This is a genomic window from Vibrio chagasii, assembly GCA_041879415.1.
Taxonomy (GTDB): Bacteria; Pseudomonadota; Gammaproteobacteria; order Enterobacterales; family Vibrionaceae; genus Vibrio.
Genome location: CP090851.1, coordinates 60715 through 79960, shown reverse-complemented (window position 1 = coordinate 79960; position 19246 = coordinate 60715). Strand labels below are relative to the sequence as shown.

Here is a 19246-nt window from a genome sequence, read left to right as displayed (position 1 = left end):
ATGGCAATCATTATCGGATTAAGTGGCGGTATCGCCAGTGGTAAAACAACTGTCGCTAACCTATTCAACGAACACTTTGGCATTGATATTGTCGACGCCGATATCGTAGCACGTGAAGTGGTCGCTCTGGGTAGTGAAGGGCTAAAGCAGATTACCAAACACTTTGGCGAGGCTATCTTGCTTGAAGATGGCACGCTCAATCGAGCTAAGCTACGCGAGCTGATCTTCTCAAACCCAGCTCAAAAGCAATGGCTCAATGATCTTCTTCATCCCATGATCCGAGACAAAATTGACAGTGACCTGTCTAAAGTCACCTCTCCCTATGGTTTATTAGTCGCACCTCTATTGGTTGAAAACCAGATGCAAGGCATGACGGATCGCGTATTAATTGTTGATGTGCCTACAGAAGTGCAGATTGAACGAACGATGAACCGAGACAATGTTTCTAGGGAACAAGTTGCATCAATTTTGAAATCACAAGCTTCAAGAGAACAACGTTTGGCAGTTGCAGATGACGTGATTAAAAACCATACTAAAAACCAAGAACTTTTGCCGCAAATCACAGATTTACATAAAAAGTATCTGGCAATCAGTACAGTAGATGGGTCAGAATAGAACTATGTTGAATGAAGGCTTGCTCGATGATCACCCACAAATTTGAACATCCTCTAAATGAGAAAACACGCATCTACCTAAGAGTGGAATCGCTCTTGAGGCAGCTACACCTGTCTTCTACATTTTCCGATGCTCAACAGTATCAACTCTTTTTCCGCTCTATCTTCGATCTGATTGAAATCTTCGAGCAGATCCAACTCAAGAGCGAACTTGCAAAAGATCTTGAGAAGCAACGTGTCACCTACAAAAGCTGGTTAGACGTTGAAGGTGTCGATCAAGAGATGCTTACGTCATTGCTCAATGACATTGGCAACATCTATCGTGACTTAATGCACGCAGAGCGTTTTGGCCAATCACTTAAGGAAGACCGCTTCCTTAGTGCAATTCGCCAACGCTTTAATCTGCCAGGCGGCTCGTGCTGCTTTGACTTACCAGCACTGCATTATTGGTTACACCTCCCTCTTGATAAGAGAATGAGAGATGCCAAAGCGTGGATGGATAGCCTACAGCCTCTGTATGAAGCGTTAACGCTATGGTTAAAGCTAACTCGAGAAACAGGCCACTTCAAAGAACAAATCGCTCGTGCTGGCTTCTTCCAGAGCGATGCTGAAGAAGCGAATATCCTTCGCCTATCCATTCCAATGCAATACGGTGCCTACCCGATGATCTCAGGACACAAAAACCGCTTTGCTGTTAAGTTCATGAGTTTTGAAACAGGCCAAGCCTGTACTCAAGATATCGAATTTGAGCTGGCTATCTGCACCTAATTAATTCCCTTTAGCGTTTGGCTTGAGTGATCACTTGAGCCTAAACTCAGTTTTATTACCCCTCTAATTAAGAATCACTATGTCGAACAAAATCACCATCGTTAAATGCCCACAATGTCAGACTGATGTTGAGTGGGGTGAACAGAGCCCACACCGTCCGTTTTGCAGCAAGCAATGTCAGATGATTGATTTCGGTGAATGGGCAGACGAAGAGAACAGCATCGCTGGCGCACCGGATATGTCTGATAGCGATGGTTGGTCAGAAGACCAGTACTAAGATTCGAGATTCGAGATTCGAGATTCGAGATTCGAGATTCGAGATTCGGAAAAATGATTGAAGGGTTGGCGTTTGCGTCAATCCTTTTTTATGTCCGCTAGTTTGGTGTTTACCAAAAGAGATTCCCTACTCCTTCCTTCGTCAGTCTAGGGAATGACGGCCAAAGTAGTCCTAGTATCAGTTCATCTAGTTTCATTCACTAAATCAGTAACTCAAACCTCCCCATCCCCCTCAAGAGTGAGGGACGAACGAGTTGGGGATCTCTTACTTTCAAAGCTCTAAATAGCAGGCACAAAAAAGCGGAGCCAAATGGCTCCGCTTTTATCGATAGAATGCAAAAAGAATTACTTCTTAGCAAGCTTCTCTTTAATACGAGCAGACTTACCAGAACGCTCACGTAGGTAGTACAACTTGGCACGACGTACTGCACCACGGCGTTTAACTTCGATGCTATCAACCATTGGAGAGTGAGTTTGGAACGCACGCTCTACACCTTCACCGTTCGAGATCTTACGAACTGTGAATGCAGAGTGAAGACCACGGTTACGAATAGCGATTACTACGCCTTCGAAAGCCTGTAGACGCTCACGGTCACCTTCTTTTACCTTAACCTGAACTACAACAGTGTCACCTGGTGCGAATTTAGGAAGGTCTGATTTTAGTTGCTCTTCTTCAAGAGCCTTAATGATGTTGCTCATTTGTATAAATTCCTAGAATAAACTGATACTAAATTTAATAGGTTACTGCTTGCTTTTCGTTAAGAGCGTTGCTCTTTAATGAATTCAGCCAGTAATTGTTCCTGTTCGTCAGTCAGAGCTAGGTTTTCCAGGAGTTCTGGTCTTCTTAGCCAAGTTCGGCCCAACGATTGTTTTAATCGCCAGCGACGAATGTCCTTATGGTTTCCAGACTTGAGTACCGAAGGTACCTCTTTGTCGTCTAGCACCTCAGGGCGCGTATAGTGAGGGCAATCTAGCAAACCATTTGCAAAAGAATCTTCTTCTGCTGATGCGAAATCTCCAAGTACACCCGGTACAAACCGAGAGACTGAATCAATCAGCGTCATGGCTGGCAGTTCACCACCCGTCATCACGAAATCTCCAATCGACCATTCTTCGTCGACTTCAGATTGAATGATGCGCTCATCTACCCCTTCGTAGCGACCACAAATAAGAAGTAAATTCTCGTTTGTTGCCAGCTCTTCAACACCTTTCTGGTCGAGTTTACGACCTTGAGGTGAAAGGTAGATAACTTTCGTCTTTCCCGGTGATGCTTGTTTGGCAGTTTGGATAGCGTCGCGCAAAGGCTGAACCATCATTAACATGCCAGGACCACCACCGTAAGGTCTGTCATCAACAGTGCGATGTTTATCATGAGTGAAATCGCGAGGATTCCATGTCTCAATAGATAAAAGACCTTTCTTTACCGCTTGACCCGTTACTCCAAAATCAGTAACTGAACGGAACATTTCAGGAAATAGGCTAATTACGCCAACCCACATGTGTTCTCTCGCTCTATGATTTTAAAGTTAGAATCCAGGATCCCAGTCAACTTCGATCCGTTGAGCTTCGCGATCAACTTTCTTGATCACTTGCTCTTCAAGGTACGGTACTAACCGTTCCTTTTGTCCGAAAGCATCCTTAAGATTTGCTTTGATTACTAGAACATCGTTTGAGCCAGTCTCTAGCATGTCGGTAACGACACCTAGATCGTAACCTTTAGTGGTTACAACTTGCATACCAAACAATTCACGCCAGTAGAATTCCTCTTCTGACAATTCAGGTAATGAAGCAGGGTCTATTGCGATTTCAAAGTTAGTCAGTAGATGAGCGTCCTCGCGAACCTCAAAACCTTCCAGCTTACACACCATACCTTTGTTATGGCGCTTCCAGCTTTCTACTTTGAATTCAACCCACTTCCCCTTTTGGTTAACGTACCAAGGAGAGTAATCAAATATGCTTTCAGCGTTGTCTGTGTAGGAAAAAACTTTAAGCCAGCCACGAATGCCATAGGTAGCACCAAACTTGCCCATAACAATTTTTTCGTCTTGCTTGCTCATCGTTTCTTTACCCTTCATCGACATAAGCTATTTCTCTTAAAAAAAGAATTAAGCCGCTTTTTGAGCGTCTTTAACTAGCTTAGCTACACGATCAGATAGAGATGCGCCTTGACCAACCCAGTGGTTAACGCGATCTAGGTCTAGACGTAGACCTTCTTCTTGACCTTGAGCAGTAGGGTTAAAGAAACCTACTTTCTCGATGAAACGGCCAGTTGCAGCGTTACGGCTATCCGCAACTACGATTTGATAGAATGGACGCTTCTTAGCGCCGTGACGTGCCAAACGAATGGTTACCATGTCGTCCTCTTTGCTTTCTTAATAAAATAATTAACCCCAATAACCATTTATCACTAAACAGCTTGGGGTCTCGTGCCAAATTAAAGCCCCGGAATTTTACTCTTATTCCGGGGCAATGCAAGGGGTTTAGCTATTTTTTCACCAACATAGTGCCTGTATTCTTTCTGTGACACAGATAACACTATGAAAAGTAAAGGTGCTGCAGGTTACATTAGGCGATTATCGGCCGAACGGGTTGAAGCCGCCGCCCATACCACCCATGCCGCCCATCATACCTTGCATGTTACGCATCATGCCTTTCATGCCACCTTTCTGCATTTTCTTCATCATCTTCTGCATTTGGGTGAACTGCTTAAGCATGCGGTTTACATCTTGTACTTGCGTACCTGAACCAGCGGCAATACGTTTTTTACGTGAGCCTTTAATTAGCTCAGGACGTTGACGCTCTTTCATGGTCATAGAGTTGATGATCGCTTCCATCTGCTTGAACATCTTGTCATCAACTTTATCTTTCACGTTGTCTGGTAGCTGAGACATGCCTGGAAGCTTATCCATCATGCCCATCATGCCGCCCATGTTTTGCATTTGACCTAGCTGTTCACGGAAGTCTTCAAGGTCAAAACCTTTCTTCTCTTTGAACTTCTTAGCCAGTTTCTCAGCTTTCTCGGTATCAACGTTTTTCTGTAGGTCTTCAATAAGCGACAGAACGTCACCCATACCTAAGATACGAGAAGCAACACGATCAGGGTGGAATGGTTCTAGTGCGTCAGTTTTCTCACCAACACCTAAGAATTTGATTGGCTTACCTGTGATATGACGAACAGACAGCGCTGCACCACCACGCGCATCACCATCAACTTTTGTTAAGATAACACCGGTTAGTGGAAGAGCATCACCAAAGGCTTTTGCCGTATTCGCCGCATCTTGACCTGTCATAGCATCAACAACGAATAGAGTTTCAACTGGGTTGATTGCAGTATGAAGCTCTTGGATCTCGCCCATCATCTCTTCATCAATCGCCAAACGACCTGCGGTATCGACAAGCAACACGTCGTAGAATTTCTTCTTCGCGTGGTCGATTGCAGCGTTAGCAATATCAATCGGCTTCTGATCAGCCGAAGATGGGAAGAAGTCAACGCCAACATCGCTAGCTAACGTTTCAAGTTGTTTGATCGCCGCAGGACGGTAAACGTCGGCAGACACAACCAATACTTTCTTCTTGTCACGCTCTGTCAGCAACTTAGATAGCTTACCTACCGATGTGGTTTTACCCGCACCTTGTAGACCAGCCATTAAGATAACCGCTGGCGGCTGCGCAGCTAGGTTAAGTGCTTCATTAGACTCACCCATTACCGCTTCAAGTTCAGCTTGAACGATCTTAATGAATTCTTGGCCAGGTGTTAGAGATTTAGAAACCTCAACACCCACAGCGCCTTCTTTTACGCGCTTAACAAAATCGCGGACAACTGGCAGTGCCACGTCAGCTTCAAGAAGCGCCATACGCACTTCACGTAGCGTATCTTTAATATTGTCTTCGGTCAGACGACCTTTACCGCTGATATTCTTCAGCGTTTTGGATAGACGATCCGTTAAATTATCAAACATAGTTTTCTCTTCGCTCAATCCTGCGATTATTAAGTTGAGTATACATTAGCGTGGATTAGAGTCATACCCGTTGTAGAGCGTTAATGATCCACGCTTGTGACGTGAGACGGTGTTCACTTGGAATTGAGTGAGGTTCACCATAGCCCCAAAGAGCGATGCAAGGTATAATTCGCCAATTAGTAATCATTTTAATGGATACCATGGACAGTCTTATTGCGATCGCAGCAGCCTTTCTTTATACAATGGCGATTTCCACGATCATTCCAGGTCTCGTGCACCAAACAGGAATCCGTGTAAAAACGGTGTTTATCAGCGCATTACTTGCTCTAGCTTTCCATGCTTGGTTGCTTGGCGATTTAATCTTTAATGCCAGTGGTCAAAACCTCAGTATCTTAAACGTTGCTTCACTGATCAGTTTAATCATTTCTCTAGTGATGAGCGGTGCTATGCTCAAAACCCGACTGTGGTTCATTCTTCCTGTCGTTTATAGCTTTGCAGCACTTAACTTGATGGCGGCAACGTTTCTTCCAAGCACCTTCATCAAACATTTAGAGAATGATCCAAAACTGCTGATGCACATCTCTTTGGCGCTGTTCTCTTACGCGACGCTCACTATTGGTGCTCTATACGCACTACAACTTGCGTGGCTAGATCACAAACTTAAAAAGAAGAAAGCACTGGTTATCAACCCTAACCTACCTCCATTAATGATGGTCGAAAGACAACTTTTCAAGATAATCCTAATCGGTAATGGCTTATTAACGGGTACCTTGTTGACTGGCTTCATCTTCGTACAAGACATGTTTGCTCAAGGTAAAGCACACAAAGCCGTGTTGTCTTTTATTGCTTGGATTATCTACTCCATTCTTCTGTGGGGTCATTACCAAAAAGGTTGGCGTGGTCAGAAGGTGACTTGGTTCGCCCTTGCAGGTGCCAGCATGCTCACATTAGCCTACTTCGGTAGTCGCTTCGTTCAGGAAATCATCCTGAGATAACACCCAAATTAAAGGCAAGGTCAGGCATACCTTGCCTTTAAAATATTGAGTCAGATAGATTCAATTGACATCTCGACCATGTTCGGTCATAAATTAATCAAGATACACAAATAGGAAAAGAATAGTTTTGGACGACATATCAACGGGTATCTTATTTGCGCTACTCGCGTGTCTCATTGTAATTTCTGGTTATTTCTCTGGTTCCGAAACGGGCATGATGTCCTTGAACCGCTACCGTTTAAAGCACTTGGCCAACACGGGTCATAAAGGTGCAAAACGCGTAGAAAAACTTCTGAACCGCCCCGACAGGTTGATAGGCCTCATTCTCATCGGTAACAACCTTGTCAACATTCTCGCTTCTGCGATCGCAACCATTCTTGGTATGCGTATCTACGGGGACATCGGTGTGGCTGTCGCAACCGGTACCCTGACACTCGTGATCCTCGTATTCGCCGAGGTAACCCCAAAAACTATCGCCTCTCTGTTTCCTGAACGTGTGTCTTACGCCAGCAGCATCTTACTAATGATTCTGATGAAGATACTGTCACCACTGGTGATCTTAGTGAACTTCATTACCAATGGCTTTATTCGTATTCTGGGTGTCAAAGCCAGCCACGACGCAACCGATCATTTAAGTTCTGAAGAGCTAAGAACTGTAGTTAATGAAGCGGGTAACCTAATACCTCAACGTCACCAAGATATGTTGGTGTCTATTCTAGATTTAGAGCATGTTACGGTGAACGACATCATGGTGCCTCGTAACGAGATTACCGGTATCGACATTAATGATGATTGGAAATCTATCGTCCGCCAACTGACCCACTCCCCTCATGGCAGAGTTGTTCTTTATCGTGACCAAATTGATGAAGTGGTTGGTATGCTGAGACTGCGCGAAGCGTATCGCTTGATGCTTGAAAAGAACGAATTCAACAAAGAGACTCTGCTGCGTGCCGCGGACGAAATCTACTTCATTCCTGAAGCAACACCACTCAACATTCAACTACTAAAATTCCAACGCAACAAACAGCGTATCGGTCTAATCGTTGATGAATACGGTGATATCAATGGTTTGGTTACATTAGAAGATATTCTAGAAGAGATTGTCGGTGAGTTTACCACTTCAATTGCGCCAAGTTTGTCTGATGAAATCACACCGCAGAGCGATGGCAGCTTCCTGATTGAAGGCAGTGCAAACATTCGTGATATCAATAAAGGGTTGCAGTGGGCACTACCAACCGATGGCCCAAGAACGTTGAATGGTTTGATACTAGAACATCTTGAAGACATTCCAGAGAGTCACCTAAGCGTTCAAGTGGCTAGCCATCCAATGGAGATTGTGGAACTAGAAGAGAACCGCATCAAACTAGTACGTGTGTTTCCACAAATCGTAAATGGATAACAGGTTCAGATAGTACTCGCTATTGACCTGCTAAGTAAGATATCAAAAGGCCCGGTTCAATGAACCGGGCCTTTTGATATCTTACTCATCGAGAATCAACTCAAATGATTAATCGACTTTAAGCTCTTTAAGCATCGACTCTGGCAGCGCTAGCTCGTCGTTCTTGTTTACTGAGATACCAGCAGTGATGATGGCATTCGCGATCTCTTTCGCTTCATCTAAAGAGTGCATTGCCGCAGTACCACATTGGTATTCGTTCAACTCAGGGATCTTGTTCTGGCTCTCAACTTTTAGCACGTCTTGCATTGCCGCTAACCAAGCATCAGCAACTTGCAGCTCTGAAGGTGTACCGATCAGGCTCATGTAGAAACCAGTACGACAGCCCATAGGAGAAATATCGATGATCTCTACGTCTGAACCGTTCAGTTGAGCACGCATGAAACCAGCGTATAGGTGCTCTAGAGTGTGGATACCTTTCTCAGATAGGATATCTTTGTTTGGTGCCGTAAAACGCAGGTCAAATACCGTGATGGTATCTCCTTTTGGAGTTTGCATTGTTTTCGCAACACGAACTGCCGGTGCGTTCATACGAGTGTGATCTACAGTAAAACTATCTAATAAAGGCATTGCTATTCTCCGTGACGGTTGGCTTTAGAAAAACCAACTTCGATTGTCTTCTAGTTCTTTGCGGCACTGTTTCAGTTGCCAGCCATAATCTTTTGCTTGCTGTTCGACTTTACGAGCCACCTTAATTAAAGATGGTTTGCTGTTATACGATTTACGCTTATAACCACCGCGGCCTTCATGGTAAGCCAAGTACTGGTTATATGGGTCCCACAGCGAGATACCGAGTTGACGACGCGTTTCGCTGGTGTACCAGCCTATAAACATCAGCGCATCATCAAAGTTGGTTCTTGAACCGCCATTATTGGTCGCTTTTTGGAAGTCTTCCCAAGCTGGGTCCTGAGCTTGAGCATAACCATAAGCGCTGCTTACGCGGCCCCAAGGAATAAACCCAAGGATGTAATCTTTTGGTGGGCGCGCATCATGACGAAAGCTACTCTCTTGTTTTACAAAAGCCATCGCTACGTTGATGGGAGTACCCCACTCTTCTTGCATATCTAAGGCATCTTCGTACCATGATGGATGCTCTCTGAAGATGCTACATAGGTTATCTTGCTGTTTCGGCGGTGGTGTTGCACAACCAACCAAAAGGCTAGAGACAACACCGACAGTGACTACTGGTAACCATTTACTACTCGCACGAGTAGGCTTACCTAATAAGGCTTGCTTCCTTTCCACCAACGTCTCGCTATGCTTTTAAATACGAAAAATAATCCGCTAAGAAGCTGTCAAAATCTTGAGTGCTCGCTTCTTCACTTTGTTGCTGAGCAATCACAGAGCGTTGAACCTCTGCTTCCATCAGCTCAGCTGAATACACTTTGTATTGGTGTGCTTTGTGCTGTTGTGCGTACGTTTTACCTAGCGCACAGCCAACTTTACCTAAGCCACCTAGTTTTTTAGTCTCATCTAGCAATTGGCCAGAAATGGTTAGCTCTGGGTTATCAATCCAAGCTTCAAGCGTATCGCAGGTTTCTTGGTAAGCTTGACCGCCTTGTTCAGCATCCATCATCTCAGCAATTGAGCGTAGATCTTTGAACACGCGCTTCGCCCAATCTTGCAGAGATAAGCGCTCACCGTGACAACCAATTTGCAGCTCTAGACCGACTTGACGACCTTCTAGGATCACCTTGTTCCAGTTATCGCGCCAACATTCAAGCTCACAGTTATCCATCTCAGCAGAATCAGTTAGAACACTCCAAGTTAGGAATAGATCTAAGAAGCGAACTTGTTGCTCAGTGATACCGATTGAGCTGAATGGGTTTACGTCTAGAGAGCGAACCTCGATGTACTCAACACCGCCACGAGCCAGCGCTTCAGATGGTTTCTCACCACTCTTAGCCACACGCTTAGGACGGATAGGTGCGTAAAGCTCATTCTCAATTTGTAGTACGTTGCTATTAAGCTGACGATATTCGCCATCAACCTTAACGCCAATTTCAGCAAACTCTTCTGATGGAGTACGAATCGCTTGATTCAAGCCTTCAAGGTACTGCTCTAGGCTGTTAAAGCCAATCTTCAATACGCTTTGCGCACTGTTAGTGTAACCAAGATCACTCAGACGAAGCGCTGTTGCTTTTGGTAGATACAGTGTCTCGCCAACCTTTTCAAAAGGTAGGTTCGTTTCTCTTCCTTTGATGAAAGATGAACACAATGCTGGCGAAGCACCGAAGAAATATGGGATTAACCAACCAAAACGGTAGTAGTTACGGATCAAACCGAAGTAAGCATCTGATTTTGCGTCACTACGCTCTTGTTCTGTTTGTTCACCAAACAAGCTATCCCAGAAGCTTTCAGGGAAAGAAAAGTTAAAGTGAACACCAGAGATAATCTGCATCAAGCTACCGTAACGGCGTTTTAGGCCCTCACGATATAACGTTTTCATCTTACCGTTGTTAGATGTGCCGTATTGCGCAAGCTGAATGTAGTCTTCGCTACCAACATAACAAGGCATAGAGAGCGGCCACAGTTTTTCACCGTCTAACTTGGTTTGTGTGAAATGATGAATATCAGACAACTGATTCAAAAGAGTAGGAACGTCATTTGAAACAGGTGTGATAAATTCCAGTAGCGACTCAGAGAAATCAGTCGTTACCCACTCGTTCATCAACGCAGATCCTAAGGCCTTAGGGTGCGGCCCAGTAGCAAGGTGCCCATCTTCCGTGTAGCGTAATGTTTCCCTTTCAACGCCACGACCAAATTGAGAGAAGGTCTTAGGGTTGGTTGCAACTTGCTTTAGTCGCGCAGCAAAATCAGTCAAAATTCAGTTCACTTATCTTATATCGTTCTGATTAGAACTATCATAAATTAGGTTGGAGGAGAAAAGTAGAGTCTCTTCCCTCCCCCTTTAATGTGTACTCTAACGAATGATTTCAAGCTCTTCTATTGGAATATCTAACTTTTCTAATTGCGGGCGAAGCGAAGCCGCATCACCAACCACAATTATTTGATAATCATTCGGGTCGAACCATTTTTTCGATAGTTCATTCAATGTCTCTTTTGAGACCGTCTCAACTATCTGATTACGCTGTTGTAGGTAATCTTCATCAAGGCTCAATGCAACAATATTACTCAACAATCCAGCTTTCTGACTTGGTGTTTCGTATTTGAGTGCATCTTGTTGACCGACGGCAAGGCGCATAAATTTCACCTCTTCGTCAGTTAATCCACTTTGGCTAAACTCATTCAGTTCATTAATAAACTCTTGAATCGATGGCACTGTCGCGTTAGCTCTTACCTGTGCGCTAAATACTACCGCGCCCGTTTCACGAGTACTGGCAAAGTAACCGCTCGCACCATAAGTGTATGCTTTGTCTTCGCGTAGGTTCTGGTTGATACGGCTATTAAAGTTACCCGCTAGGTTAAAGTTAGCCAATTGGCTCTTGTACAACTCACCCGTAGCATCAAAAGGCAGACCTTTACGAACTAAACGAACGATACTTTGAGGCGCACCTGGCTTATCAACTAAATATAAACGCTGCTCAGTCAGGTCTTTGACGATCTGTGGGCGTGTCAACGGTGCCGCCTCGCCTTGCCACTTCTCAAAGAATTGTAGCTGCTTTCCAACCTCTTTCTTCGAGATGTCCCCTACAATAACAATATTAGCTCCCTCTGGAGTATAGTGTTGACTGTAAAACTGTTTTACATCGTCCAGAGTTAACGATTCTAGAGAGTCTTTAGTACCATCACTTGCACGAGCAAAAATACTGTCGCCAAACAGCACTTCACGGGTTGCTTGAGATGCCATCCAGCTTGGTTGTTGATGCTGGTATACCACCCCTTCTAGCATCTGTTTCTTAACGCGTTCGAAATCTTGCTCATCGAACTTAGGCTCAAGTAAAACTTCTTGCACGATCGCTAAGGTTTGAGGAAGGTTTTTCTCTAGCGTAGAAATTGAAATATCTGTGGTGTAGCTACCAGCACTGATGCTCACGCTGCTACCCAACTTATCTAGGGTCGCCTGTAGCTCTTCAACCGTTCGCTTAGTAGAGCCTTCTTCCATCAGAGCGGCAGTTAGGTTTGCTAAGCCCTCTTGTCCTTTACGCACATAACGCTCACCTGCAGGCAGTTGGATTTGCATTTGTACCGTTGGCGTTTCGCTGGTTTCAGTACCAATCAAATCAGTACCATTTGCAAAGTGCATGCGATACAGCTCTGGCATTGTCGCTTCGACACCAAAGGTCACCTCAGGCATCACACTGCGATCAAAGGTGTCCGTTGCTCTTCTGAAATTCAACTGGTCTTCCGTTACTTTACTGTAATCAGGCAAAGTACGTGGTGGCGTGGTAAATGTTGCTTCTCGAACGGCTAAATCAAGCTGTTTTTTCGGAACCACACTCAAAGTCACCTTATGCTTACCTTCGATGAAATCTTGGTAGGCCTTGCTCACGCTTTCAGGTGTGACGGCACGGATTTGATCCAGCTGAGACTCTATACGGTCAGGCTGACCATAGAAAGTTTGGTTAGATGCCAATTGCGACACTTTACCCTTAACACTTTGCAGTGCAAAAACCGCATCCGCTTCGGCCATTCCGGTAATCTGGTCTAGGCGCTCTTGTTGAACACCCTCTTTCGAGAACTTATCTAAGGTATCCATTAACTCTTTGTTGAGAGCCGTTAAGTCACCTTTTTTACCAGAGTTACCCATCGCATAAACATACATGGTACATGCCAACTCAGCACAATCATGGAATGAGCCTGCACTTACTGCTTTTTGTGTCTTCACTAAGTTTTGGTAAAGGTAACTGTTAGTACCGGAACCTAAAACGTTAGACAGTGCATTCAGTGACGCTTGGGTCTCTTCACCGCGATAAGTCGTCGGCCAACCAACCAGTACCATTGGCTGACGAATGTTATCTTCTAGGGTGATGTACTTATCTTCCGTCAGTACCGCAGGTTGTTTCTCAGCAGGCTCAACCTCTGGACCTTTCGGAATCGGACCAAAGTATTTATTAACCCACTCAAGCGTATCGTCGACATCGATATCACCACCGATTGTCAGTACCGCATTATTTGGGCCGTACCAACGCAGGAAGAATGCCTTGAGGTCATTCACATCGACGCGGTCGAGATCTTCGACATAGCCAATTGGTTGCCATGAATATGGGTGTCCTTCAGGGTAAAGCGCTTCACCCATTCGCTCCCACATCAGACCATAAGGACGGTTTTCATAGCTTTGAGCACGTTCGTTTTTAACCGTGCCTCTTTGTACTTCGAATTTCTTCTGAGAAACCGCATCTAATAAGAAGCCCATTCGATCTGATTCTAACCACAACATTTTCTCAAGCTGGTTTGAGGGAACCGTCTCAAAGTAGTTAGTACGATCGCGGTTAGTGGTACCGTTTAACGAACCACCCGCTTCTGTAATGATCTTGAAGTGCTGCTGATCGCCAACATTCTCAGAACCTTGGAACATCATATGCTCGAAGAAATGCGCAAAGCCTGACTTGCCTATCTCTTCACGTGCAGAACCGACATGGTAAGTCACATCCACATGCACCAATGGATCGGAATCATCAGGAGAAAGAATAACGGTTAAGCCATTATCCAATTGATATTTAGTGTAAGGGATCACCACTTTATCTTTAGAGGGCTTAACCTCTTCTAAAAGAGTGACACCTTCTGGTAATGAGGAAAAGAAGGATGTTGAGCTAGGTACATTGTAAGAACAGCCGGCAATGGCGACAAGAGAAAATGTACCAAGTAAAACCTTTTTCATAGGTTCTCCTTAGAAAAAACCGAAATAGATAGCAGCAAGTAAGCTATAGCGAACAGCTTTGCCAATCGCAATCAAGATAACGCTAGGGATGAATTTCATTCTCAGCCAACCAGCAGCTAGACACAAAGGATCACCGATAACGGGCAACCAACTGAATAGTAAAGTCCAGTAACCATAACGGCTTAGCCAAGTCATAGCCTTATGACCATGCTTTTCTGATTGAGTTCGATTAGGCAACCACAAACCAATCCAATAGTTGGTGAGGCCACCTAAGGTGTTACCGAGTGTCGCTATCAGAATGATCGACGATGTTGAGAATTGATCTAAGCTCAATGCTGCGACAAGGCTCGCTTCAGAGCCCCCGGGCAACAAGGTGGCACTCAAGAAGCCACTGATAAATAAGACCCATAGCGCTGAATCAGAGAACCACAGCGCTATATTTTCGAAAAGAGAATTAAAGAACTCTAGCACTGCATATTAACCTTCTTGCATCTTAAGCAGTACCTTGCCTCTGGTGTGTCCGGTTTCTACCTGCAGATGAGCCGACTGTGCCTCTTCCAGCGGGTAAATACCTTGAATTTCTGTTTTTAGCAATCCAACACTCACCATATAAAGCATGGTATCCATTTGCTCTGGGTTAGGTTCCACCAACATACCTGATGCTGTGAAACCTAAAAGTTTTGCCTTCTCGCAGATTAACTCTGCCGATAGGGTCGGAACGGTAACCACTCTTGCGCCATCCTTCAAGCACTTCAACGCATCAAGCGCCGTATCGCCACCTACCAAATCAATCAGCACGTCGACATCCGACACTCGTTCAGACGCTGGAGCAAATTTATAGTTAATAGCATGGGCACCTAGCGTTGCTAGGTAATCTAGGTTTGCTTCACTACAAGTGGTGTAAACCTCAGCTTTGGCTGCAACGGCAATTTGAACGGCAATGTGTCCAACGCCGCCCGCACCCGCTAAGATAAGTACGCGATCACCCTCTTTCACTTCCGCTTTATTGAGCGCTTGTGCCGCCGTTTGGCTAGCTAGAGGGAGAGCCGCTGCCGCTTCCAACGTTACAGAGTTAGGAATGATGCTCAGCGCAGTTTCAGGTACACACACATATTGACTGTAGCCCCCGCCTTGCAATGGGAAGCCGATAAAGCCCGCCACATTATCACCAACAGTAAAGCGCTCAGCCTGTTCGCCTAGCGTAACCACTTGCCCCGCAATATCGTAGCCTGGTACCCAAGGTAGGTTATCTTTGTTTTGTGCAGCCGCCCAACCGAGCCCTGCACGAGTTTTAACATCTATCGGATTGACGCCGGAAAAAGAGACCTTAACCACTACTTCGCCCGCTTTAGGCTCTGGTATTGCACTGGTTTGAAGTACAAGGTTTTCCACCCCACCAAACTCGGTAATCGCTATCTGTCTATTTTCCATTTAAACACGTCCCTAATTAGTTAAAACCTAACGAATAAAAGAAAGGGATGCACAAGCATCCCTTCGACTATAAACCATTTAATAAGGCTAAGTTAACCGCTCATTCGTAAATTGACGACCAATTAACGTAACGATACATGACCTAGCTATCCATTAGCCGACGAGCGCTAATAGAATACCAGCCGCAACCGCACTACCTAGTACACCTGCTACGTTCGGCCCCATTGCGTGCATCAACAAGAAGTTCTGAGGGTTCGCCTCAAGACCAACCTTGTTCACAACACGAGCCGCCATTGGAACCGCTGATACACCAGCAGCACCGATCAGTGGGTTGATGTCCTCTTTCGAGAAACGGTTTAATAGCTTCGCCATCAACACACCACCTGCTGTACCGATACTGAACGCCACCGCACCTAAACCAAGAATACCTAGCGTTTCTAAGTTCAAGAAGGTATCTGCTTGAAGCTTAGAACCTACGCCCAAGCCAAGGAAGATGGTCACAACGTTGATCAGTTCGTTTTGTGCAGTCTTAGATAGACGGTCAACTACGCCTGCTTCACGCATTAAGTTACCTAAACAGAACATACCAACCAGTGGAGTTGCTGAAGGTAGGAACAAAATCGTCATCAATAATACTGCAAGTGGGAAAAGGATCTTCTCACCTTTACTTACGTGACGAAGCTGAGCCATCTTAATTTTGCGCTCTTCTGGAGACGTTAACGCCTTCATGATTGGCGGCTGAATAATAGGCACTAAAGCCATGTAGCTGTATGCAGCTACGGCAATCGCACCTAACAGATCAGGAGAGAGCTTACTCGCTAAGAAGATAGCGGTTGGACCATCTGCACCACCAATGATTGCGATTGAAGAAGCATCTGCCATGGTAAATTCCATGCCTGGAATGTAGTTCAGCAAGATCGCACCAAATAGTGTTGCGAAAATACCAAACTGAGCAGCTGCACCTAACCACAAGGTTTTAGGGTTAGCGATCAACGCACCAAAATCCGTCATCGCGCCCACACCCATAAAGATCAGCAGTGGGAAAATGCCCGTTTCGATACCAATGTAGTAGACGTAATACAGCAAACCGCCCGGATCAGTAAATCCAGCATTTGGGATATTAGCCAATACAGCACCAAAACCAATAGGTAGCAGCAGTAAAGGTTCAAATCCTTTGCGGATTGCCAAAAACAACAGCAAGCAACCGACCAGCATCATACAGATCTGGCCGAACTCGAAGTTAGCAATCCCTGTTTCAGACCATAAGGTCATCAATCCTTCCATGGTACTCCCTTACGCTAGGCTTAGTAGTGGAGCGCCTACAGTAACTGCATCGCCTTCTTTAACATTCAGTTCTTGAACGATACCACCACGAGCAGCACGAACTTCCGTTTCCATCTTCATCGCTTCTAGAATAAGCAGAACGTCGCCTTCAGCCACTTCAGCGCCAGCCTGAACATTCACTTTAAAGATGTTACCCGCAAGAGGAGCAGGAACCGCTTCAGCGTCAGATGCCGCTACAGGCGCAGCTTGTGCCGCTTGAGCTGGTTTTGCTGATGGTGCTACTGATGTCAGTTCACCTTGTGGGCCAACTTCTACATCATAAACTTGACCATCCACCTTCACGCTGTAGCTCTCGATACCACCAGATACAGGAGCGGGTGCCGCCGCTGCCACAGGAGCCGCTGCTTCTGCTGTTGGCGCTGGTTCAAATGCTTCAGGATTACGACGGTTCTTAAGGAACTTAAGACCCACTTGTGGGAACAGTGCGTAAGTCAGTACATCATCTACCGTATCTTCCGCTAGAGAGATACCTTCTGCTTTTGCTTTTTCTAGCAAATCAGTCGTTAGCTCATCCATTTCAGACTTCAGCAGATCTGCAGGGCGACAAGTGATCGCTTCCGCACCATCCAATACTTTAGCTTGCAGTTCCGCATCCACTTCAGCTGGAGCTTGACCGTATTCGCCTTTCAATAGACCTGCTGTTTCTTTAGTGATGCTCTTGTAGCGCTCACCCGTTAGTACGTTAATAACCGCTTGAGTACCAACGATTTGAGAAGTTGGCGTTACCAAAGGAATGTAGCCAAGCTCTTTACGTACGCGTGGGATCTCTTCAAGCACCTCATCCATACGATCTGCAGCGCCTTGCTCTTTTAACTGGCCTTCCATGTTAGTCAACATGCCGCCAGGAACCTGAGCAATCAAGATACGAGAATCAACGCCTTTTAGTTGGCCTTCCCATTTCGCGTACTTTTTACGAACATCACGGAAGTAAGAAGCGATTGGCTCAATCTGATCCAGCTTAAGATTAGTATCACGCTCAGTACCTTCTAGCATCGCCACAACCGTTTCTGTTGGTGTGTGACCGTAAGTACAGCTCATTGAAGAGATAGCGGTATCTAGAATATCGATACCCGCTTCAACTGCTTTAACGGCTGTTGCTGTAGAAAGACCCGTTGTCGCGTGGCTATGCAGTGCTAGAGGAACGTCACACGACGCTTTGATGCGTGTAATTAACTCTTCAGCTTCGTAAGGCTTTAATAAACCTGACATATCTTTGATACATAATGAATGACAACCTAGGTCTTCTAGACGCTTAGCCAGATCAACCCAAGTATCTGAGTTGTGGACAGGGCTGGTTGTGTAAGACAAAGTACCTTGAGCGTGACCGCCAACATCAATCGTTGCTTTCACCGCTTTCTCAAAGTTACGTACATCATTCATCGCATCAAAAATACGGAATACGTCCATGCCGTTCTTATGGGCACGTTCAACAAATTTTTCAACTACGTCATCCGCGTAGTGGCGGTAACCCAACAGGTTTTGACCACGCAGTAGCATCTGCATTGGTGTGTTTGGCATCGCTTTCTTTAGTTCACGTAGACGCTCCCATGGATCCTCTCCAAGAAAACGAATACACGAATCAAACGTCGCACCGCCCCAAGTCTCAAGTGACCAGTAACCGACTTTATCCAGTTCTGCCGCTATTGGCAGCATATCTTCGATACGCATACGAGTAGCAAATAGTGACTGATGGGCGTCACGAAGTACCACGTCTGTGATAGCTAGTGGTTTAGACATGCTCATAAACTCCTTTTTAATCCTTTAAATGCTACTTAGCAGTCGACGCACGGTATTGATGAACCGCGGCCGAAATTGCTGCCACTACCTGTGGACTAACAGCTGAAGGGTTTGATTGTGATTTTTGAATTTTTTTAGGTGCTGCGATCGGCTCTGGTACTTCTTCTGGTACCAGTTTTGACATCAACCGAACGAGGTAAACTAGAATAGTTAGGAAAATAAAGACAACGGACATCCCCGTTATCATCAGAGTCGCCGCATCTCCTAGCAGGCTTCCAATATTAGTCATGTTGCTTCCTTTCTTCGTCATCCTGACATATGTACAGGATTTCAGCGAATAGTGATCCCGACCCTTGGATTATCTCGATTGGTAAAATTTTGTCAATTTTGTTTAAGGTTCTGTTACGGATAACGCACACATTAGGTTAATTATTCGCCTGTCAGATCACATAAATCTGTCAAATATGTAATTTTCAGAGAATTAAACTGTGACTTAAATGGAGCTTTTTTAAGAAATGATATGAGAAAGGTAGAATAACAAGGAAGTATTCGATAACCACTTAAAATACAACAAGTTAAATGTTAAGTAATTTTAACATTTGATCAACATTTATATATCAGACATAAAAAAAGCCTCGTGAAAACGAGGCTTTTTTTATAATGTGGCGCGCTCTGGAGGATTCGAACCTCCGACCGCCTGGTTCGTAGCCAGGTACTCTATCCAGCTGAGCTAAGAGCGCACGGTTTTCGATATCAGTGTTCCCAATATCAGGAGTTCACAAGGAAACCCTAAAGAGTGGCGCGTCCTGGAGGATTCGAACCTCCGACCGCCTGGTTCGTAGCCAGGTACTCTATCCAGCTGAGCTAAGGACGCACGGTTTTCG

Annotated in this window: 19 protein-coding genes and 2 tRNA genes; 5 read left to right on the top strand and 16 right to left on the bottom strand. The window is 45.2% G+C overall.

All coding sequences use genetic code 11. From position 1 onward, the window contains the following. The 3 genes from coaE to yacG all read left to right on the top strand — a co-directional run bounded on the left by coaE (position 1) and on the right by yacG (position 1659). Positions 1-615 carry a dephospho-CoA kinase gene (coaE, locus tag L0991_00435; GenBank protein XGB62553.1) on the top strand — a complete coding sequence of 205 codons (615 nt, stop codon included), beginning with the start codon at positions 1-3 and terminating at the stop codon, positions 613-615. Between the two features lie 26 nt (positions 616-641). Continuing rightward, entirely contained in the window at positions 642-1382 is a 741-nt protein-coding gene (gene zapD, locus L0991_00430) for a cell division protein ZapD (GenBank protein ID XGB62552.1), read from the top strand. Positions 1383-1461: 79 nt separating this feature from the next. Further along, entirely contained in the window at positions 1462-1659 is a 198-nt protein-coding gene (yacG, locus tag L0991_00425; protein XGB62551.1) for a DNA gyrase inhibitor YacG, read from the top strand. Between the two features lie 344 nt (positions 1660-2003). Here yacG and rplS read toward each other — a convergent pair whose 3' ends face one another. From rplS to ffh, 5 genes are all read right to left on the bottom strand, one after another. Continuing rightward, the gene (gene rplS / locus L0991_00420) at positions 2004-2357 is read right to left on the bottom strand and encodes a 50S ribosomal protein L19 (GenBank protein XGB62550.1); all 354 of its coding nucleotides are present in this window, start codon (positions 2355-2357) and stop codon (positions 2004-2006) included. Between the two features lie 59 nt (positions 2358-2416). Next, positions 2417-3157, bottom strand: coding sequence for a tRNA (guanosine(37)-N1)-methyltransferase TrmD (gene trmD, locus L0991_00415; GenBank protein XGB62549.1), 741 nt, complete (start codon positions 3155-3157; stop codon positions 2417-2419). 27 nt (positions 3158-3184) lie between these two features. After that, positions 3185-3739 (bottom strand): ribosome maturation factor RimM, encoded by a 555-nt coding sequence (gene rimM / locus L0991_00410; protein XGB62548.1) that lies wholly within the window; start codon positions 3737-3739, stop codon positions 3185-3187. A gap of 24 nt (positions 3740-3763) precedes the next feature. Next, positions 3764-4012 (bottom strand): 30S ribosomal protein S16, encoded by a 249-nt coding sequence (gene rpsP / locus L0991_00405; GenBank protein XGB62547.1) that lies wholly within the window; start codon positions 4010-4012, stop codon positions 3764-3766. A 219-nt stretch (positions 4013-4231) separates the two neighbouring features. Further along, positions 4232-5617, bottom strand: coding sequence for a signal recognition particle protein (ffh, locus tag L0991_00400; protein ID XGB62546.1), 1386 nt, complete (start codon positions 5615-5617; stop codon positions 4232-4234). Between the two features lie 200 nt (positions 5618-5817). Here ffh and L0991_00395 point away from each other — a divergent pair, with 200 nt between their 5' ends. Together L0991_00395 and L0991_00390 are read left to right on the top strand one after the other, a co-directional pair. Next, a complete protein-coding gene (locus L0991_00395) occupies positions 5818-6612 on the top strand; it encodes an inner membrane protein YpjD (protein ID XGB63826.1) in 795 nt (264 codons plus the stop codon). A gap of 127 nt (positions 6613-6739) precedes the next feature. Further along, a complete protein-coding gene (locus L0991_00390; GenBank protein ID XGB62545.1) occupies positions 6740-8011 on the top strand; it encodes a CNNM domain-containing protein in 1272 nt (423 codons plus the stop codon). Positions 8012-8119: 108 nt separating this feature from the next. Here L0991_00390 and luxS read toward each other — a convergent pair whose 3' ends face one another. The 11 genes from luxS to L0991_00335 form a co-directional block, all read right to left on the bottom strand. Beyond that, the gene (gene luxS / locus L0991_00385; protein ID XGB62544.1) at positions 8120-8638 is read right to left on the bottom strand and encodes an S-ribosylhomocysteine lyase; all 519 of its coding nucleotides are present in this window, start codon (positions 8636-8638) and stop codon (positions 8120-8122) included. A 24-nt stretch (positions 8639-8662) separates the two neighbouring features. After that, on the bottom strand, positions 8663-9313 hold the full coding sequence (locus L0991_00380; protein ID XGB62543.1) for a hypothetical protein: 651 nt from the start codon (positions 9311-9313) through the stop codon (positions 8663-8665). Between the two features lie 10 nt (positions 9314-9323). Next, positions 9324-10892: a glutamate--cysteine ligase gene (gene gshA, locus L0991_00375; protein XGB62542.1), complete on the bottom strand. Its 1569-nt coding sequence runs from the start codon at positions 10890-10892 to the stop codon at positions 9324-9326. A gap of 99 nt (positions 10893-10991) precedes the next feature. Continuing rightward, entirely contained in the window at positions 10992-13850 is a 2859-nt protein-coding gene (locus L0991_00370; protein XGB62541.1) for an insulinase family protein, read from the bottom strand. A 9-nt stretch (positions 13851-13859) separates the two neighbouring features. Further along, on the bottom strand, positions 13860-14321 hold the full coding sequence (locus L0991_00365; GenBank protein XGB62540.1) for a DedA family protein: 462 nt from the start codon (positions 14319-14321) through the stop codon (positions 13860-13862). A 6-nt stretch (positions 14322-14327) separates the two neighbouring features. Next, entirely contained in the window at positions 14328-15281 is a 954-nt protein-coding gene (locus tag L0991_00360; protein XGB62539.1) for an NADP-dependent oxidoreductase, read from the bottom strand. 153 nt (positions 15282-15434) lie between these two features. Further along, positions 15435-16565 (bottom strand): sodium ion-translocating decarboxylase subunit beta, encoded by a 1131-nt coding sequence (locus tag L0991_00355; GenBank protein XGB62538.1) that lies wholly within the window; start codon positions 16563-16565, stop codon positions 15435-15437. A gap of 9 nt (positions 16566-16574) precedes the next feature. Further along, on the bottom strand, positions 16575-18362 hold the full coding sequence (gene oadA / locus L0991_00350; GenBank protein XGB62537.1) for a sodium-extruding oxaloacetate decarboxylase subunit alpha: 1788 nt from the start codon (positions 18360-18362) through the stop codon (positions 16575-16577). A 31-nt stretch (positions 18363-18393) separates the two neighbouring features. Beyond that, positions 18394-18651, bottom strand: a complete 258-nt coding sequence (locus L0991_00345; protein XGB62536.1) for an oxaloacetate decarboxylase subunit gamma — start codon at positions 18649-18651, stop codon at positions 18394-18396. 374 nt (positions 18652-19025) lie between these two features. Next, positions 19026-19102: transfer RNA gene (locus L0991_00340), tRNA-Arg, on the bottom strand. A 57-nt stretch (positions 19103-19159) separates the two neighbouring features. Beyond that, positions 19160-19236, bottom strand: a tRNA-Arg gene (locus L0991_00335). Positions 19237-19246: the final 10 nt, after the last annotated feature.